The sequence below is a fragment of the Phytoactinopolyspora limicola genome (assembly GCF_011320225.1).
In the GTDB taxonomy this organism is placed as follows: domain Bacteria; phylum Actinomycetota; class Actinomycetes; order Jiangellales; family Jiangellaceae; genus Phytoactinopolyspora; species Phytoactinopolyspora limicola.
Genome location: NZ_JAAOEN010000003.1, coordinates 558,216 through 572,795, shown reverse-complemented (window position 1 = coordinate 572,795; position 14,580 = coordinate 558,216). Strand labels below are relative to the sequence as shown.

At 63.7% G+C, this 14,580-nt stretch carries 18 protein-coding genes and 5 pseudogenes; 10 read left to right on the top strand and 13 right to left on the bottom strand.

All coding sequences use genetic code 11. The features are described from left to right. Positions 1-436 precede the first annotated feature (436 nt). From G8760_RS11575 to G8760_RS11560, 4 genes are all read right to left on the bottom strand, one after another. Positions 437-958, bottom strand: coding sequence for an ASCH domain-containing protein (locus G8760_RS11575; protein ID WP_166351008.1), 522 nt, complete (start codon positions 956-958; stop codon positions 437-439). Next, on the bottom strand, positions 955-3,030 hold the full coding sequence (locus G8760_RS11570) for a GNAT family N-acetyltransferase (protein WP_166351006.1): 2,076 nt from the start codon (positions 3,028-3,030) through the stop codon (positions 955-957). The genes G8760_RS11575 and G8760_RS11570 overlap by 4 nt, the downstream gene beginning before the upstream one ends. Positions 3,031-3,100: 70 nt before the next feature. Further along, positions 3,101-3,493: a hypothetical protein gene (locus G8760_RS11565; RefSeq protein ID WP_166351004.1), complete on the bottom strand. Its 393-nt coding sequence runs from the start codon at positions 3,491-3,493 to the stop codon at positions 3,101-3,103. 56 nt (positions 3,494-3,549) lie between these two features. Further along, positions 3,550-3,921, bottom strand: coding sequence for a transposase (locus G8760_RS11560; protein ID WP_166351002.1), 372 nt, complete (start codon positions 3,919-3,921; stop codon positions 3,550-3,552). An 83-nt stretch (positions 3,922-4,004) separates the two neighbouring features. Between G8760_RS11560 and G8760_RS11555 the strand changes: the two genes are divergently transcribed. The 4 genes from G8760_RS11555 (at position 4,005) to G8760_RS11540 (ending at position 5,320) form a co-directional block, all read left to right on the top strand. After that, entirely contained in the window at positions 4,005-4,226 is a 222-nt protein-coding gene (locus tag G8760_RS11555; RefSeq protein WP_166351000.1) for a hypothetical protein, read from the top strand. Further along, positions 4,223-4,630, top strand: a complete 408-nt coding sequence (locus G8760_RS11550; protein WP_166350998.1) for a type II toxin-antitoxin system VapC family toxin — start codon at positions 4,223-4,225, stop codon at positions 4,628-4,630. The genes G8760_RS11555 and G8760_RS11550 overlap by 4 nt, the downstream gene beginning before the upstream one ends. Positions 4,631-4,739: 109 nt before the next feature. Beyond that, positions 4,740-5,048 carry a transposase gene (locus G8760_RS11545; RefSeq protein WP_166350996.1) on the top strand — a complete coding sequence of 103 codons (309 nt, stop codon included), beginning with the start codon at positions 4,740-4,742 and terminating at the stop codon, positions 5,046-5,048. Beyond that, positions 5,045-5,320 (top strand): hypothetical protein, encoded by a 276-nt coding sequence (locus G8760_RS11540; protein WP_207782252.1) that lies wholly within the window; start codon positions 5,045-5,047, stop codon positions 5,318-5,320. Before G8760_RS11545 ends, G8760_RS11540 begins: the two co-directional genes overlap by 4 nt. A 103-nt stretch (positions 5,321-5,423) precedes the next feature. Here the strand turns inward: G8760_RS11540 and G8760_RS11535 are convergent, their stop codons facing one another. After that, positions 5,424-6,386, bottom strand: a complete 963-nt coding sequence (locus G8760_RS11535) for a phosphotransferase (protein ID WP_166350994.1) — start codon at positions 6,384-6,386, stop codon at positions 5,424-5,426. A 566-nt stretch (positions 6,387-6,952) separates the two neighbouring features. Here G8760_RS11535 and G8760_RS11530 point away from each other — a divergent pair. Next, on the top strand, positions 6,953-7,345 hold the full coding sequence (locus G8760_RS11530) for an MBL fold metallo-hydrolase (RefSeq protein WP_166350992.1): 393 nt from the start codon (positions 6,953-6,955) through the stop codon (positions 7,343-7,345). 2 nt (positions 7,346-7,347) lie between these two features. Here G8760_RS11530 and G8760_RS31100 read toward each other — a convergent pair. Next, positions 7,348-7,575: pseudogene (locus G8760_RS31100) on the bottom strand (Fic family protein); the annotation flags it as partial. A gap of 49 nt (positions 7,576-7,624) precedes the next feature. Here G8760_RS31100 and G8760_RS11520 point away from each other — a divergent pair. Then, positions 7,625-8,341 carry a VOC family protein gene (locus G8760_RS11520; protein WP_166350990.1) on the top strand — a complete coding sequence of 239 codons (717 nt, stop codon included), beginning with the start codon at positions 7,625-7,627 and terminating at the stop codon, positions 8,339-8,341. A 157-nt stretch (positions 8,342-8,498) separates the two neighbouring features. On the opposite strand, the gene G8760_RS11515 is transcribed toward G8760_RS11520, so the two are convergent. The 3 genes from G8760_RS11515 to G8760_RS11505 all read right to left on the bottom strand — a co-directional run bounded on the left by G8760_RS11515 (position 8,499) and on the right by G8760_RS11505 (position 10,261). Then, positions 8,499-8,768, bottom strand: a complete 270-nt coding sequence (locus G8760_RS11515) for an antitoxin VbhA family protein (RefSeq protein ID WP_166350988.1) — start codon at positions 8,766-8,768, stop codon at positions 8,499-8,501. Positions 8,769-9,336: 568 nt separating this feature from the next. Continuing rightward, positions 9,337-9,783: a MarR family transcriptional regulator gene (locus G8760_RS11510; protein ID WP_166350986.1), complete on the bottom strand. Its 447-nt coding sequence runs from the start codon at positions 9,781-9,783 to the stop codon at positions 9,337-9,339. A 184-nt stretch (positions 9,784-9,967) separates the two neighbouring features. After that, complete coding sequence (locus G8760_RS11505; protein ID WP_166350984.1) at positions 9,968-10,261, bottom strand: putative quinol monooxygenase; 294 nt, start codon at positions 10,259-10,261, stop codon at positions 9,968-9,970. A 423-nt stretch (positions 10,262-10,684) separates the two neighbouring features. Here G8760_RS11505 and G8760_RS11500 point away from each other — a divergent pair. Both G8760_RS11500 and G8760_RS30805 read left to right on the top strand, forming a co-directional pair. Continuing rightward, positions 10,685-11,107, top strand: a pseudogene (locus tag G8760_RS11500) (PIN domain-containing protein). Positions 11,108-11,300: 193 nt separating this feature from the next. Then, positions 11,301-11,444 (top strand): annotated as a pseudogene (locus G8760_RS30805) (polysaccharide deacetylase family protein); the annotation flags it as partial. Between the two features lie 34 nt (positions 11,445-11,478). Here G8760_RS30805 and G8760_RS11490 read toward each other — a convergent pair. Then, the gene (locus tag G8760_RS11490) at positions 11,479-11,847 is read right to left on the bottom strand and encodes a MerR family transcriptional regulator (RefSeq protein WP_166350982.1); all 369 of its coding nucleotides are present in this window, start codon (positions 11,845-11,847) and stop codon (positions 11,479-11,481) included. A 50-nt stretch (positions 11,848-11,897) separates the two neighbouring features. Here G8760_RS11490 and G8760_RS11485 point away from each other — a divergent pair, with 50 nt between their 5' ends. Next, positions 11,898-12,983, top strand: a complete 1,086-nt coding sequence (locus G8760_RS11485) for an alkene reductase (protein ID WP_166350980.1) — start codon at positions 11,898-11,900, stop codon at positions 12,981-12,983. 14 nt (positions 12,984-12,997) lie between these two features. On the opposite strand, the pseudogene G8760_RS11480 reads toward G8760_RS11485, so the two are convergent. The 3 genes and pseudogenes from G8760_RS11480 to G8760_RS11470 form a co-directional block, all read right to left on the bottom strand. Then, positions 12,998-13,138 (bottom strand): annotated as a pseudogene (locus G8760_RS11480) (transposase); the annotation flags it as partial. Between the two features lie 12 nt (positions 13,139-13,150). Then, positions 13,151-13,326 (bottom strand): annotated as a pseudogene (locus G8760_RS30800) (tyrosine-type recombinase/integrase); the annotation flags it as partial. 16 nt (positions 13,327-13,342) lie between these two features. After that, the gene (locus G8760_RS11470; RefSeq protein WP_166350978.1) at positions 13,343-14,269 is read right to left on the bottom strand and encodes a helix-turn-helix transcriptional regulator; all 927 of its coding nucleotides are present in this window, start codon (positions 14,267-14,269) and stop codon (positions 13,343-13,345) included. Here G8760_RS11470 and G8760_RS11465 point away from each other — a divergent pair. Further along, positions 14,268-14,579, top strand: a complete 312-nt coding sequence (locus tag G8760_RS11465) for a putative quinol monooxygenase (protein WP_207782250.1) — start codon at positions 14,268-14,270, stop codon at positions 14,577-14,579. The genes G8760_RS11470 and G8760_RS11465 overlap by 2 nt on opposite strands. The last annotated feature ends 1 nt before the right edge of the window (position 14,580 follow it).

The window sequence follows — 14,580 nt, the reverse complement described above, 5'->3', positions numbered from 1 at the left end:
TATCAAATGTGTGCCGAGATTTCTGTTCGCACCGCGGCCTGGAGTGGGTCGTTGCAGAGCAGCGACGGATTTTCGGTTCCGCATTTTGTGGGACCTCAAGGGCGCACGTCGACGCCTTTTGGAGATGGCGCTGACCTCTGAGCTACCACCACGTGTGTCGCTAAGCGATCCAAACTCTTAGTTCCTTCGAATCCAGTCCCGCGGCTGGTTTGTCGGCGGCGGCTGAAACAGACTCCGTCGCGCGCAAGCTCTAGTCGTGCGGCCGATGTAGCGCAACAAGGCCCGCTGATCGCCTCGACGAACGCTACGGGACTGCGGGCGCCGCAGGTCGCTGCCGCGACGCTACGCAAGCCGACCGGTTTGGCGCAGCAAATGAACTATGAAGATTGTCATGCGTCCAAAGACGTAATCTGGGGTTGTCTTGTTCGCAGGCTGGCTAGGCGGGTGGGCTGGGCGCGGAGTAGGTCCATTGTGGGTCGTCCGCCCCATCGTCAGGTGAAGGGGGCTCTGTGTGGGGCTTTCGGGTTGCTGCTGATATTGCCGTCCACACCATAGGCGGGTCCTGCGCTGTGATGTAGCGGAAGCTCTGTGGCGGACTGAATCCGTTTGCGTCAGCGCGTAGGTGACTGAGCGGTAGGGGGTCGCGCAACGTCCGCGGCTCGCGAACATGTATCAGATGGGCGATGTTCAAGCCGTAGAGGTACGTGTCGAACTCTTCGCGGGAGAGGCCGAGGTGGTGTTCGTGCTCCTTCCAGGCCACGTCCGGATCGAGTACATCGACTGTGGCCAGTTCTGCGGTTCCGAGGATGGCCATAGTGGGCGAGCTCGCGTAGAGAACCAGGAGAGTGCCAGCTGGTGCCCTGATCGGTCGTCTCCGTACCTCCACGGTCTTCGTCTCCGCCAGGATGGCCTTCGCGAAGCGTGGTCGAAGGGACAGCAAGATCGCCGGTTGCTTCATGCGCCGCGGCCTTCGGCGTAGAGAGCGGTAAACAGTGCTGTCGAGATCCGTCGCGGTCCTTGCGGCGCCCGGTTCGACGATCCGTGAGTGAGGCTCAGCTGGCGGAATCGCTGGCGACTGATCGGATTCAGAAAGACCTCTGTGTGGGTGAAACGGAGCGCCTGTACGCGGCCGTTCCGTGAGGCGCGTTCGACGCTCTCTTGGCGCCAGACGCCCAGATGCTGAAAACGGCTGTGCAGCTCTCGCGGGTCGCCGTCGACAACCGTGTCCAGCTGGGAGCAGGCGATGACACTTGCTGGACGGGACACGCCGCGGCCTCCTTCGCTCATGTACCACAGCAGCCGCGCTGGTGCCGCCGGCCGGGCACCACCCGGACTTCTATAGTACACACGTTCGATAGCGAGGCCGAGGGCGTCGTTCCGGGGAATCAGCGTGTTCGGCATGCCGAGCAGGTCGGCTGAGAACCTTTGTTGAATGGGTATGAGGTAGTTCGCAAGGTCGCTGTCGACAATCTTCACCGGCCACCAGGTTCGCTCTAGCGTGGCGGCGGCGACGGCAGGCATGCCTGATCGTAGGGATGCCGGCTCGGGCACACCGGCGCGGCGCGCCGCGCCGGCGGCATCGTATTCGACGCTGTCGGCTGGCCCGGCCGTTCCGAGGACGAAAGTGTAGAGATCGTTGTTGTCTGCGGTGCGAAAGCCGTCGACGATCGCTGCCATTTGTGCGTGCCGCGACATGTGCGGGTCGGTGATCCGAAGAATCGGTGTCCGTGCGCTGTGGGCTCGTTCGCGTAGGCGGAAGAGCAGTTGTCGTGCCAAGGTGTCGCCAACGGCGTTGTTAGAGACACGGAGGAGTGGTACCTCTAGCGTGTAGCCGAGCTCAATCGCGCTGAATACGGCAACCAGCTGTCCATTGCTATCGTAGACGCCCATCCTGTCGTGGCCTGCCATCCCCAGCGCGCGCAGCTTACGAAGAAGTTGCTGCGGACGCTCACCGTTCGCGATATCGGCCAAGGCTGTTGCTAGACCGTCCTGCCCACTCCCTACCAGGCGTTCTGAGTACGACGTGTTCAGTAACGCAGCGGGGCGATATGCCTCGGCCCGTGCGAGCTCGTCAATATGGATGATCACATCGACTGGCCGCACGATGCGCAGTCCGAGGCGCTCGGATGGCGGACCTAGTAGCGTTGTAAGCCGCTGGTCACGGGTGGTGAGAACGTTCAGGCCCGCTGCAGCCGCTTCGGCGACGTGGCGCACGTCGAGCTCGTCCTGGGGGCCATGGGGGTAGCCCGGGTCGGCTATCTGCGCATCCTGACGCAGCTGGTCCTCGATGTCGGACACGCGGCGTTGGCCGGAGCTGTTGACTCGGCGGAACTGTTGAGCGTGTTGCGTGCATGCCGCTCGTAGTGGTCCTTGCATCTCGTTGATCTCGATATCTAACGCTGCTGTCCGCACCAGCTCGAGCTGGTCGGTGAGATGATCGGCGCGCAGGGCGCGTGTCTCATCTGCGTCAGCTCGGGTTGGGTCGACGAAGTCCCTTAGGACGTTGAGATCGATCGCCGCCCGTACGAGCGTTGTCGCGGGCTCGGTGCTGAACAGGTTGGGATGGCCGTGGTCCAGCCACCAGCTGACTACTGGATAGCCCTCCTTGCTTCGGCCCGGTTGCTCGCTGAGCTGAGAGAAGCCAAGGCTGATCCACAGCTCGCCGAGACCGTAGTCATGTCGGCATCGAGCGAGAATACCGAGGTGATCCGAGTGCTCACGTCTGATGTGTTCGACAAGCCGGCGTGCAATACCATGTCCACGAAAGTCGACCTCGACACAGAGATGGCTGAGGCGCACTCGATTTCGTGCGAGGCCGAACAACGCATAGCCGACGACTCGATTGCCCAGCCGAGCAAGGACGAGACACCCCCTCAAGGTGGCATCGTAGTAGGCGGCAAAGGGCATATGTCCAAGCGTCGAACGTGAGGCATTTCCCAGCGCGATGGCAGCCTCGATCGCGGCGACATCCTGTGCGCCTGCCACGACAAGCTGGATGTCCTCCTTGGCCGCCTCGTGATCTTGCTCCATGCCCCCGATTCTCGCCGATCCGAGGCACTCGCGGAAGATGCGAGTGTCGGCCACGTGCGGCGCCAGCAGCTTAGGTGTCACGTCGCCGATACCGCTCGTGCGCGACGCATGCGCAAGCGTGACCGAACGTGCAGGTCAGGCGGTCAGGTTGAGGATGGTGTGCGTGTGGTAGCTGGTCAAGTCCCTCCTCGGACACTCGAATTTTGTTCGACACGCAGGGCGTGTTGCTGCGCGGCTGGCAACGAACCAGCCGCTGCACTGCGTCACGGCCTGTGTCGTGCCCGGCCCGGCGAGCGGTCTTGGCCAGCTTGCGCCGTCCATAAAGCTTGCGGTTCTTGGTCCACAGATCGAACAACGCGTTGGCCGCATAAGCGTCGGCCAGCTCGGCCTCGGTGGCTCCGAATCCACGGGCCGCGTGCGCGTAGTAGGTGCTCGAGGCGATCTGGACTCCGTGCTCGCCCAACACAGAGATGATCGGCTCGACCCCGAACCTGGGTGCGTTTCGACGGATGTAGTCGACTACGACCCGAGTTTGCGGTCGAGCTCCGCCGAGGCGAAAAACGCCGACGCGGTCTTGAGGATCTCATTGGCCCGCTGCAGACGCGCGTTCTCAGCCCGCAGACGAGCGTTCTCAGCCCGCAGACGAGCGTTCTCAGCCCGCAGACGAGCGTTCTCAGCCTCCAACGACTCACCAGCCCCAGCCGGGTTCGCGCCGGCCTCTCCCAGATCCCGACGGATCCAGTTACGCAACGTCGCCGGGTTGATCCCCAACAACGCGCCCACCTCCTGGCGGGCCCTCAACTGCGAGATACCACCCTCGGCGATCCGATCGGCATACATCCTCACCGCACGGTCCTGGGTCTCAACGTCATACTTCCTCGGCGCCGGCATGATCACATTCTCCTTGTTAGATCATGCCCTCCGATAAACCCAGGCCGATTCACTGGGTTGGCGGATCGTCGTATCATCGTGGCATGACGGTGCTGACGGTTGAACTTGACGAAGCCGTAGTCAACTGGCTCCGCCGCCGGGCTGAACGGGAAGGCGTGGAGCCGGCGGTGTCGGCTGCTCGTTTGCTTGAGGAAGCGTCGGCGGAACCTGACCCGTTGGAGTTTGTGGCGTCCTTTGATTCCGACGAGGTCGTGGCTCGTGACGCCGACGCTTTCCTCGCGGAGCACGGCTTTGGTCAGTCGTGATTGTTGATACGGGTCCGCTCGTCGCCGCGGCGAACCGGAAGGATCCGGATCATGAGGCTTGCCGCGAGCTTCTGGCGAACTCATCCGGAACTCTGGTCGTTCCAGCTCTGGTTGTGGCTGAAGCGACGTTCATGATCGAGCGTGCAGGGGGATCGACGGCAGAGGCCAGGTTCTTGCGGTCACTCCAATCGCGACGTTACAAGATCGAACCACCGACCGACAGCGATCTCGGACGATGTGTCGAGTTGGTCGAGAAATACGCGGACCTTCCGCTGGGCGGCACGGATGCGTCGGTGGCGGCGCTTGCCGAGCGTCTCAATGAGACGACAATTGCCACTCTCGATCATCGTCATTTCACGGTCGTTCGTCCCAAGCACGTCCCGGCATTCACTTTGATGCCCTAGTTAGGAACGTTCACCGCGGGACCGGTTGCGCTTGGTGCACGGGTCTGCTGCACGGATAGCTGACATCTGATCTGGCTTGCCCGAGGGGTGGGCCTGGAAGGATGTTGCTGTGCCCAAGCCTTACCTGAGCGAGTTCCGTGACGACGTGGTCCGCGTCGCACGGAGCCGCGAGCCCGGAGTGACGATCGAGCAGATCGCCCGTGACTTCGGTGTTCATCCGATGACGCTGCAGAAGTGGCTGCGTCGCGCCGACATCGACGAGGGCGCCAAGCCCGGCCAGACCCGCACTGAGTCCGAGGAGCTTCGTGAGGCGCGCAAGCGGATCCGGCTGCTGGAGCAGGAGAACGAGGTGCTGCGGCGGGCGGCGGCGTATCTGTCGCAGGCGAACCTGCCGGGAGAAGGCTCTACCCGCTCGTGACAGAGCTGGCCGGCGCAGGGATCCCTGTGACGGTGACGTGCCGGGTGCTTAGGCTCTCCTGCCAGCCCTACTACCGGTGGCTGAAGGATCCCATCACCACGAGTGAGGTGGTGCAGGCGTATCGCGCAAACGCGCTATTCGACGCCCACAAGGATGACCCCGAGTTCGGGCACCGGCTCCTTGCCGACGAGGCCCGCGACGCCGGCCAGGCGATGGCGGACCGCACGGCGTGGCGGATCGCATCGGCCAACGGCTGTGTGTCGCCGATGTGAGCCCTGGGGCATATTCGGTTGCTGTGAACTCGTGACAGGAGCGTGTTATCAATTCACGGCAGCGTTGGAGCTTTACGCTGGTGTCGTGCAGCAGACCCTGCCATTACTGGAGTGCGGAGAGGATTGTGTCCCGGTTCGACGTGATGAAGTGTTGGTCGGCGGCGTAGATTCCTACGTGGTTCTCGCGGATGTGTACCTCTACGGTGGGGTCGTCGGCTGCGGAGCGGGTGAGGATCCAGTGCTTCATTCTCTCGAGGCGGTCTGTCACGAGGTCGGGTATCAAGGTCCGGTGTTCGCTGGGATAGCGGCGTAGGATTCGGCGGAGGCGGCCCAGTCTGTTGACCGTAGTGTCCCACCCGCCGGCGTTGAGGTTGGTGTCTGCGCACAGCGGCGCGAGGCGGTATGCGAGGTAGGCGATGTCGTCGATTCGGCGCCCGGGGCCAGCGTGGTCGAAGTCTATGAGTCCGACCGCGCGTGATCCTTGGTAGACGATGTTGTACGGCGCGGCGTCCCAGTGGCAGATGACTTCGTTGGTGGTGCCGGCCACGTGGTGATCGACCCATCCGTCGGGGAGGGCGAGTCCTGCTGTGGCGTCGTGGAATCGTAGTAGTAGAGCGACCGAGGTATCGAGAGCTTCGGCGGTTTGTACGGCGGGCTTTATGGGGTAGGTTCCTGCCTCTCCGTCGATGAAGCTGAGGATTTCTCGGCCGCTTTCAACGCCGAGTAGGCGTGGGCTGCCGGTGAATCCGTGACGTTCGAGATGTTGAAGTAGGGCGTGTACGGCAGGCGTATGTGGTCCAGTGTTGCGACGTACTGTGGCGCCGAGTCGTGTGACGCGGTTGCTGTTTCCGCCGGCGAGGGTGACTTCGGTATTCGCAGGATCATCGGCCATGGAGTGCCACTCAATCATGTATGTGGCCGGAAAGCCGGGGACAGGGCTAGAAGCTAGGCAGGGAAAAATGGCACCGGGGTACGGCATCCCCTGGTCTGAGACGGGTGCCGCGGTCCGGTCCGCAGATCCACGATGGTGTGCGTGTGGTAAGTGGACAAGTCCCTCCTCGGACACGCTTCGAGTCTCTGACCTGCAAGGATGCTTGATTGTCCGGCGTATCGCCGACTTGTACCCCACGCAGCTACTTTGTAACCTGCGGCGGGTCCAGCGCCTCGTGTGGGGAATCCGCCAGTGGGAGGCTTGTGCCCCGGGGCGATCGCTGGTCCGGTGCAGTCCTGCGCGACGACGTTCTCCGAGCCACCACCATCGGCGTCGCCCGCCACATGCACCTATTGGGCAGATCGATCCACATCGAATTGAATACCGGCATGGGTCAGTCCTGAATCGTCTTTGGACGTCCCGGTCTGGAACTTCCTCATGCCGGTGCGTGGCCGCGCGATGCTCGGGATCAGTGCCCTGTGGTACGAGCGCGAGCACGTCGGGCTAGGCGTGGGATGCCCGTCCCTCGCGGAGCGGTGAGAACGCCAGAAGGAGACCCTGCAGATCGTTCAGCAGATGTGGAGCCAGGAGGACGGCGTCTACTCCGGAGAAGCACCATCGGGTGGCCGTCAACGTGAATGTGAGGGCCCATAAGGCGGCGTCGTTGATGTGGCTTTTAGGTGGTGGTGCACTCAGGAGTCATGGAATCCGTCGTCGCATCCGATGGAACACCAGCCGCGGCGCACCCAATGGCCGCCGGGCTCCTCGACCATCAGAGTCAGCCGATATGCGCGTCCCGTTACCGGAGGGTGGGCGAGGACGGCGCCGGCGTGCTGTTCACCGGGGACACAGTCGCTGTCAATCCCGACGGTGAATCGCTGGCCTTCATGCGGTCATACCCGAACCGCATCCCGCTGTCATCATCGGTCGTGTTGCGCATCGCTGATCATCTAGACCGCTACGACTTCGACCGGATCTACGGCAATTTCGGCCGTGCGATCACGCACGACGCCAAAGCCCGCCTGCGCAGCTCCGCGTTGCGACACGCAGCCTGGGCGCGAGGCGACTACGACCATCTAACTGGCCCAGGCTGACGTCACGGTAGGAGATCTTTCCGAGGAATCGCGGCTACCGGGGACTCGACCTGGATAGATGTGTGTTCGTTTGCGCTGGGTCGAGTTGTGACCAGTTGATGGGGCGGCCGGTGTCGTGGCTGAGCTGGCCGACGAAGGCTCGGTGTTCGGCCGTTGCCCTCGCAGAATGGGTGGAAGGTGTTGACCTGGGCGAAGTAGTGGGTGAGTCGATCGACGAATCTCTCGCGCTGGAGCCCGCGTAGGTGGTGTTCTTTGGCAGGTTCGTTGTAGCTTGCGACGGTGCAGTCGACACTGGTGGCGGTGACCTACGGCGCCCAGGACCCAACGCGCGTGGCGCAGTTCTGGGCCGGGCTGCTTGGGCGTGAGCCGGTTGAGGATGGCGACGGTGTGCTTCTGCCCGGTGCCGATGGGCAGCTCGGCCTGCGTTTTGTTGCCGATGGAGTGCCGCCGGCTGGTCAGCACCGAATTCATCTGCACCTGACCAGCACGAGCCTTGCTGACCAGCAGCACACCGTGGCCACCGCGGTGGAGCTGGGCGCGAGCCATCTGGACGTCGGCCAACGTCGCGATGAAGGACACATCGTGTTGTCCGATCCCGAGGGCTATGAGTTCTGCGTCATCGAGCCGGGCAACCGATTCCTAGCCGACTGCGGCCGTCTCGGTGAGTTCACGTGCGACGGCACCCGCGCGGTCGGAGCTTTCTGGAGCAAGGCCCTGCGCTGGCCGCTGGTGTGGGACAAGGGTGCGCAGACCGCGGTCCAGTCCCCGCAAGGCGGCACCAAGGTGTCGTGGGACGCGTGGCACCGCGCGCCGGACGACCTCGGCCCGCAGAGAAGCGGTCGGCAGCGCTTCGAACTCGTGGCGACCGGCGGCGACCTGGAGGCTGAGGTCAACCGGCTCGTGGGGCTCGGGGCCCGGAGCCTTCGGTCGAACGATCGTGGGGTGATCGTCCTCGCCGACCCTGACGGACGCGAGTTTCGCCTCCGCGCACCCTGAATGCCGATGCTGCTGGTCACGTATCGATCTGAATCGTCGCGAGGATGTCGCCGCCGTCTGCAACTGTTCGGCGTCGCTGATTTCGAGACGGTTGAGGAGGACGCTGCTGTCGGGATCGAGGTACGGGTTAGTCACGGGGCGCGGTGAAGTTCGTGGATCAAGGTTCGCACGTGCTGGGGGGTGATTCTCCGCGGATCCAGAGTTGGGTGATCGCGTCTGCCTCGGAGCTGGGGGTTAATCCTGCGGCGCGCAGGGATGCGGTAGCTTCGGCTGCGGCTCGATCTCGTTCGGCGGTACGTTCGTTGTAGACGTCGATCGGCATGACGACGGCTTCGGTTTTGCGATGTGAGTCGACGCCGATGGGGGAGTGGTCCCCTTTGCGGAAGCGGGCCAGTAAGCCGGGAAGTTGTTCTCGTGCTTCCCGCACGGACAGGGTCTGAAGCCTCGTCTCTCAGGTGTATCTAATTGGGGTCATGTTTGTGTACACATTTTGACGCGTTTGTGGCCGGGAGGTCGTCGGATACGCGGAAACGTATGTCACTCCAGGGAGAGGGCGGCGGTGTGGGTGAGTCTAAGTGGACGAGTCGGTCCTCGGACCCGCCGTAGGTCTCTGACCTGCATAGATTTAGGTGTTTTTCCGGTGTGGGGGTTTGGCCCCCGCGTGCATCGTCGTCCCTGACGTCGGCGTGACTGCAGGTCGTTCGATCAGGGTGGTGTCCGCCTCGAACGAGTCGTTCGGGGTGCACTCCAATGCGGTGCACACGGCAGCAACTTCCTTCCGCACCCACCCCTCGGGCAAGCCAGATCAGATGTCACCCACTCGTGCCGCAGTCCCGTTGGTGAAAAGGCCCGTGACTTGCGCTTGCTCTGGTTCACCTGGGTTGGGGTGGCCGGCAATGAGCGTCTGCCGTGTGCACACCCCCGCAGCGCCGGCTCGAGAACTCGCGTGCTGAGGTGTGCGTGTTAGAGCCCGTGCCAGACGCGCGATGGGGACGTCAATGGTCGTCGACTGCTTGCATGAAGGCACTGATCAACTTGAAGTATCCTCGTAGCACCTCATCGAGCGCGTGCTTTCCGCGTTCCGTCGGTGTGATGACCTTCGACCTTTTGTCTTGTCCGCCCTGGGTTACTGTAATGAGGCCATCGCCCTCGAGGGTCTTAATGGTCCGGGTCATCACGGGTTTGGAGACGTCGAGGCGTTCGCCTATCTCACCCATTGTCAGGCTTGCCCTATCGGGCTCGCGATCAATGACGATGAGGATCAAGAACCGAAGCAGGGATAGGTTGAACCCGCTGAAATATGCCTCCAGGTCGCGGATGAGCAGGCTTGCTCGGCGCATCATGGTCAACGCATCTTCCACCGCTTGCACATCCATGTCCGGGTAGCGCGAGCCATAGCGGTCCATCATCTGGCGCGATGGGAGTTCTTTGAGGAGGAACATCACCGGCTCCGGGCAATCTCGCCGATCAGGACGGCTGAACTGTTGAGCGAGCCCGGGTGTCGGGGACGTTTCTTGGCCTGCCGCCGCCTAAGTCTCCCGGCATATGCAGTCAGGGTGCTCCCGGACTCGATGCAGATGGTGGTCTTTCGTTCATCCATGGGATGTCGCACGGATTGCTCCACCTTCAGGCCACATGCTGCATCTTGGTCACTTCGACCGCAGTGGCCAGCCAGTCCTGATAGAGCTTGAAGACCGCCTGAGTATAGCTCTGGCGATAATGCGCATCCAATGCGGCTTCGTCGGTGAACTCCTCGTAGAGGTAGAGATGTCCCTCATCACGGTTCTCCAGCAGACTGAATGCGTGGCAGCCCTCCTCCTCCCGGGTCTGTTCCATGATGTTCGCGAGCGCATCCCTGGCTAAAAGATAATGCTCCGGGTTCGGCGTGATCTTCGCGAAGATGAAGAGGTGGTTGTTCACATGGACTCCATTAGTAAGCATGCTAACAAGTTTCAATCACGTGGCCAGCTGTGTCAACCCGTCGAATGTGACAGATCACAGCGCTGCGGCGGGCTCTGCCCTCAGGATGTACTCGTCTCCGGTCTCATCGGATGTGTGGAATAGGTGCGCGCCCGTGTCGGCAAGGGTGTCCACAAACCGTCCGGGTTCGTAGATCGTCACGCCCCAGGCGAGGCAACCGTGCCCAAGCAACGTTCTGCTGATCCCAGACAGTTGGCCTGCCCTAGCTCATGATCGAGCCCCGCCTCCGTGACTACTCGTCCGGGCAGCGCCCAAGCCACCGGAAACCAACGGTGTGCTCCGCCGGTATGGTGAATCGGCCCGGGTTTGTGCCGCAGCTTTCTGAGTTGGAAGGGTGTGCATTGTGCTGGCTTTTCGTACCTTCTGCTCGACACCAACGTCGTCTCTGAACTGCGTAAGGCCAGGGCTGGCAAGGCAGACAAGAGCGTGACCGCTTAGGCGGCGCACGTGCCGGCCGCGAAACTGTTCGTCTCGGCGATCACGATCCAGGAGTTGGAGATCGGGGTCCTCCTTGCTGAGCGGCGTGACTCCACGCAGGGTGTGGTTCTTCGTGCGTGGCTCGATGATCATGTACTGCCTGCTTTTGAGGATCGGGTCCTGTCGGTTGATACCGAGGTGGCTTGGCGTGGTGTGCACCTTCATGTCCCTGACCCGAGGCCGGTGCGCGACGCGCTGATCGCGGCGACGGCGCTGGTGCATGGTATGACGGTGGCGACGCGAAACGTCTCCGATTTTGAGCCGACCGGAGCCGAGGTCTTCGATCCGTGGACTGTTCAGGCCACGTGACCGGAGAGGACTGGGTCGGCTCGTTCGCGACGTTCCAGGTTGCATGTCTCAGACCTGCATGAATGCGAGTAAATTCGACCCGGTGGGGGCTTGAATCCCCGCGCGCTTCATCGGTCTTGCGGACGCTCGCTTGCAGATCCAGTTTTCCCTGCCTAGCTTCTAGCCCTGTCCCCGGCCTTCCGGTCTACGCCGCCTCCATCCGTTCGTGATCGGCCAGCCGTTCCGGCACAAGTACCTAGACCAGGCGCTCGAATACGTAGTGAACCACCCAGGGGTGTGGGTCACCACGAGCGATGAGATCGCCGATGACTATGCGGCGGCTGTGACAGGCATCTGATATCCGGTCTGTCCGGACGGCCACGGACCGGCGCTCAGGCCGGGTTGTGGCCGGTGGCCGTCTTGATGACGTCGTCTAGGACGTCCCTCGAGCGGTTGAGGTCGTCGATGGCGCGGTCGAGGCGCGCGCGTTGCTCGCGCAGCTCCTGCTCCAGCAGCGGGGTGGCGTGGGCAGCGGGGCCACCGTCGACATCGCGCATGCAGGGGAGGAGGTCTGCGATCTTGGACGAGTTGAGTCCGGCCGCGAAGAGCTCCTGGATGCGGATCACCCGATCCACGCTGCTGGGCAGGTACTCCCTGTGTCCGCCGGCTGTACGGCTGGATTCCAGAAGGCCCTGTTCCTCGTAGTATCTCAACGACCGTTCGCTGACGGCGGTGCGTTTGGCCAGCTCGCCGATCCTCATGTTCGCTCCGGCTTGAATCTGACATTAATGTCAGAGTCTACCGTGGGGGCATGACACCCGCTACGTTGTTCACCCCGGCCAAGGCAGGCCGGCTCACACTGCGTAACCGCATCGTCATGGCTCCGATGACCAGGCTGCGCGCCGCCGTCGACGGGACACCGACGCCGGAGATGGCGACCTATTACGCGCAACGGGCGAGCGCGGGACTGATCGTGTCCGAAGGGATATGGCCCTCGCCGGCGGGGCAGAGCGAGTGGCGGGTGCCGGGCCTGTCCGAAGAGCGGCACGTCAACGGCTGGCAGGTCGTCACCCGAGCAGTCCACGACGCCGGAGGCACCATCGTCGCGCAGATCATGCACGGCGGGCGCAACGGGCACCCGAAGGCGCGGATCGACGGGTCGGTCCCGGCGGGCCCGTCCGCGGTGGCCAAAACCGAGCCGGTCCATTTGGCCGATGGGACGAAGGGCGCGCCGGTCACCCCACGGGAGATGACGCTCGACGACATCGAGCAAGCGGTGACGGACTACGTGAGCGCAGCCGTCAACGCGGTGCGAGCGGGCTTCGACGGGGTGGAGATTCACGCCGCCAACAGCTACCTGCCACACCAGTTTCTCGCCGACAACACCAATATGCGCACTGACAACTACGGCGGCTCTATCGCGGGCCGGATCCGTTTCCCCCTCCGGGTGCTCCGAGCGGTGTCCGACGCCGTCGGAGCGGACCGGACCGCCATCCGGCTGTCGCCCGGCAACCCGCAGTTCGAGATGCGCGAGCTCGACCCGGCGCCCGTCTACCGCGCGTTGCTGCACGAGTTGAACGATCTGGGGCTGGCCTACCTGCATCTCACCGACGCTGATGACTATCCGGCCTTGCACGACCTCCGGCCGCGTTGGGCGGGAACGCTGGTGGCCAATGTCGGGGAGAACCGGGCGGCTACCACCCGATCGGCCGCTGAGCGGCCTCTGGCGCAGGGTTTAGCCGACGCGGTCTCCTTCGGGCGTGGGTTCCTGGTCAACCCCGACCTTCCATACCGGCTGCGACATGGTCTGAGCTGGAACGAGATGGACACCGCGCATCTCTACACGCCGGGGCCTACGGGCTATACCGACTATCCGTCTCTGCGTTCGGCCGGGTGAGGTCAAGTCCCCGGTAGTGGTAGCGCGCGGCGTCCTTCGGCCCATTCGTCGGCTTGTTCGGCGAGGACGGCGCCGACGAGGCGGATGATGGCGTCGCGGTTGGTGAAGATCCCGGCGCTGTCGGTGCGGCGGTGGATTTCCTGGTTGAGGCGCTCGTTTATCCGGCCCTCGTGGCGGGCGCAGTAGCCGTGCGCGACTCGGGTCTTGAGCATCTCGCTGGCCAGCCAGGAGATCTTGTCCGGCACGATCGGTCGTCCGACAGGGGTGAGGGTGAGCTGGCGGCGTATCTTGCCCATCGCCTCGTCGTAGGGCCCCGCAGTGTTGGTGATGCGAGGGCGGCGTAGGGCGGGCAGGGATGCCTACGGCTCGCCGGCTCCTGTCTCGGGGGAGCCAACCGGTGTGTAGGTGATAAGTCGCTGGTCGGCCGCGGACGGCGCGAGCAGCGTGTCGTACCGGTATTTGATGAGTTGGTCACCGCTGCGGAACACCTTGACACCGGTGGATTTCTCGCGAACATCGTGCTGGCGCCACCACCGTGTGAACTCCTCGCTGCGCCGGATCAGACGGGTGACGAGCCGCTGCACGTCCGGCAGTTCGAGATTCCGGGCCACGGAGGCGCGGAAGTTGGCGACCGTCTCTTCGGCGACGGCCGGCCACTCGGCATAGCGCCCCCGCATCCGAGGATCCAGGAAGGTCAGTTCGACGAGGTTGCGCCGCTCTGGCGGAAGCTGGTCGAACGGGACCAACAATTCGCTCAGCCCGTCGTTCCAGGCGAGCACGTCCCACTGCCTTCCCAGCACCATCGCCGGCGTTGTGGGCGGAAGCGCCCGAAGGACGCGCAACAGCGCGGCGTCCGGCTCCTCGTGCGGCGTGGTGGTCAGCGGCGGCCGCTCCGCCCGCGCGAGCGCATACAAGTGCGCCCGCTCGTCGGTCGACAGTTCGAACGTCCGCGAAAGCGCATCCAGGACCGACGGAGATGGGCGCTCGGCCCGAGCCTGCTCCAGGCGGATATACCAGTCCACGCTCACCCCGGCGAGCGCCGCGACCTCCTCACGGCGCAGCCCCGGCGTCCGGCGCCTGCTTGCTGGTGCCGCCACACCCACTCGCTCCGGGTCCATGGCGGCGCGCCGCCGCTTGAGGAAGTCGGCCAGCTGACGGCGGCGTTCCAGCGACCTGGATTCCAGGGTGGCACTGCCGGTCCCAGGATGTTCTCGGCTCTTCCTGGTCGGCGCCTGCGCGCCAACGATGGGATCGGTCAACAGGCCACCCAACAAGTCAGGAGTCATGATCGTGTATCACATCGCAGTCTACTTCGACGTCCCCGAGGACCGCCGCGACGCGTTCATCGCCGCAGCCCTCGAAGACGGCCGCAACTCGGCCGCCGACGAATCCGGCACGCGCCGCTTCGAACTCATTGAGGACGAGGAGCGCCCCAACCGGTTCTACCTCAACGAGGCGTACGACGACCGTGCCGCGTTCGACGTGCACGCCAGGGGGCCGCACTTCGCACAGTTCTTCTCGCTGATCGAAAACTACGCCCAGGGACCGACCTGGCTGATCAAGGGCACACGCATCGAAGACCCCGAGGCGGCCTGAG

Bases quoted from the DNA above. Each gene is read 5' to 3' on its own strand.
- G8760_RS11575 (WP_166351008.1), bottom strand. From the start codon at position 958: ATGAAGCAACCGGCGATCTTGCTGTCCCTTCGACCACGCTTCGCGAAG.
- G8760_RS11570 (WP_166351006.1), bottom strand. From the start codon at position 3,030: ATGGAGCAAGATCACGAGGCGGCCAAGGAGGACATCCAGCTTGTCGTG.
- G8760_RS11560 (WP_166351002.1), bottom strand. From the start codon at position 3,921: ATGCCGGCGCCGAGGAAGTATGACGTTGAGACCCAGGACCGTGCGGTG.
- G8760_RS11555 (WP_166351000.1), top strand. From the start codon at position 4,005: ATGACGGTGCTGACGGTTGAACTTGACGAAGCCGTAGTCAACTGGCTC.
- G8760_RS11530 (WP_166350992.1), top strand. From the start codon at position 6,953: ATGGAATCCGTCGTCGCATCCGATGGAACACCAGCCGCGGCGCACCCA.
- G8760_RS11510 (WP_166350986.1), bottom strand. From the start codon at position 9,783: ATGTTCCTCCTCAAAGAACTCCCATCGCGCCAGATGATGGACCGCTAT.
- G8760_RS11490 (WP_166350982.1), bottom strand. From the start codon at position 11,847: ATGAGGATCGGCGAGCTGGCCAAACGCACCGCCGTCAGCGAACGGTCG.
- G8760_RS11485 (WP_166350980.1), top strand. From the start codon at position 11,898: ATGACACCCGCTACGTTGTTCACCCCGGCCAAGGCAGGCCGGCTCACA.
- G8760_RS11465 (WP_207782250.1), top strand. From the start codon at position 14,268: ATGATCGTGTATCACATCGCAGTCTACTTCGACGTCCCCGAGGACCGC.
- G8760_RS11470 (WP_166350978.1), bottom strand. From the start codon at position 14,269: ATGACTCCTGACTTGTTGGGTGGCCTGTTGACCGATCCCATCGTTGGC.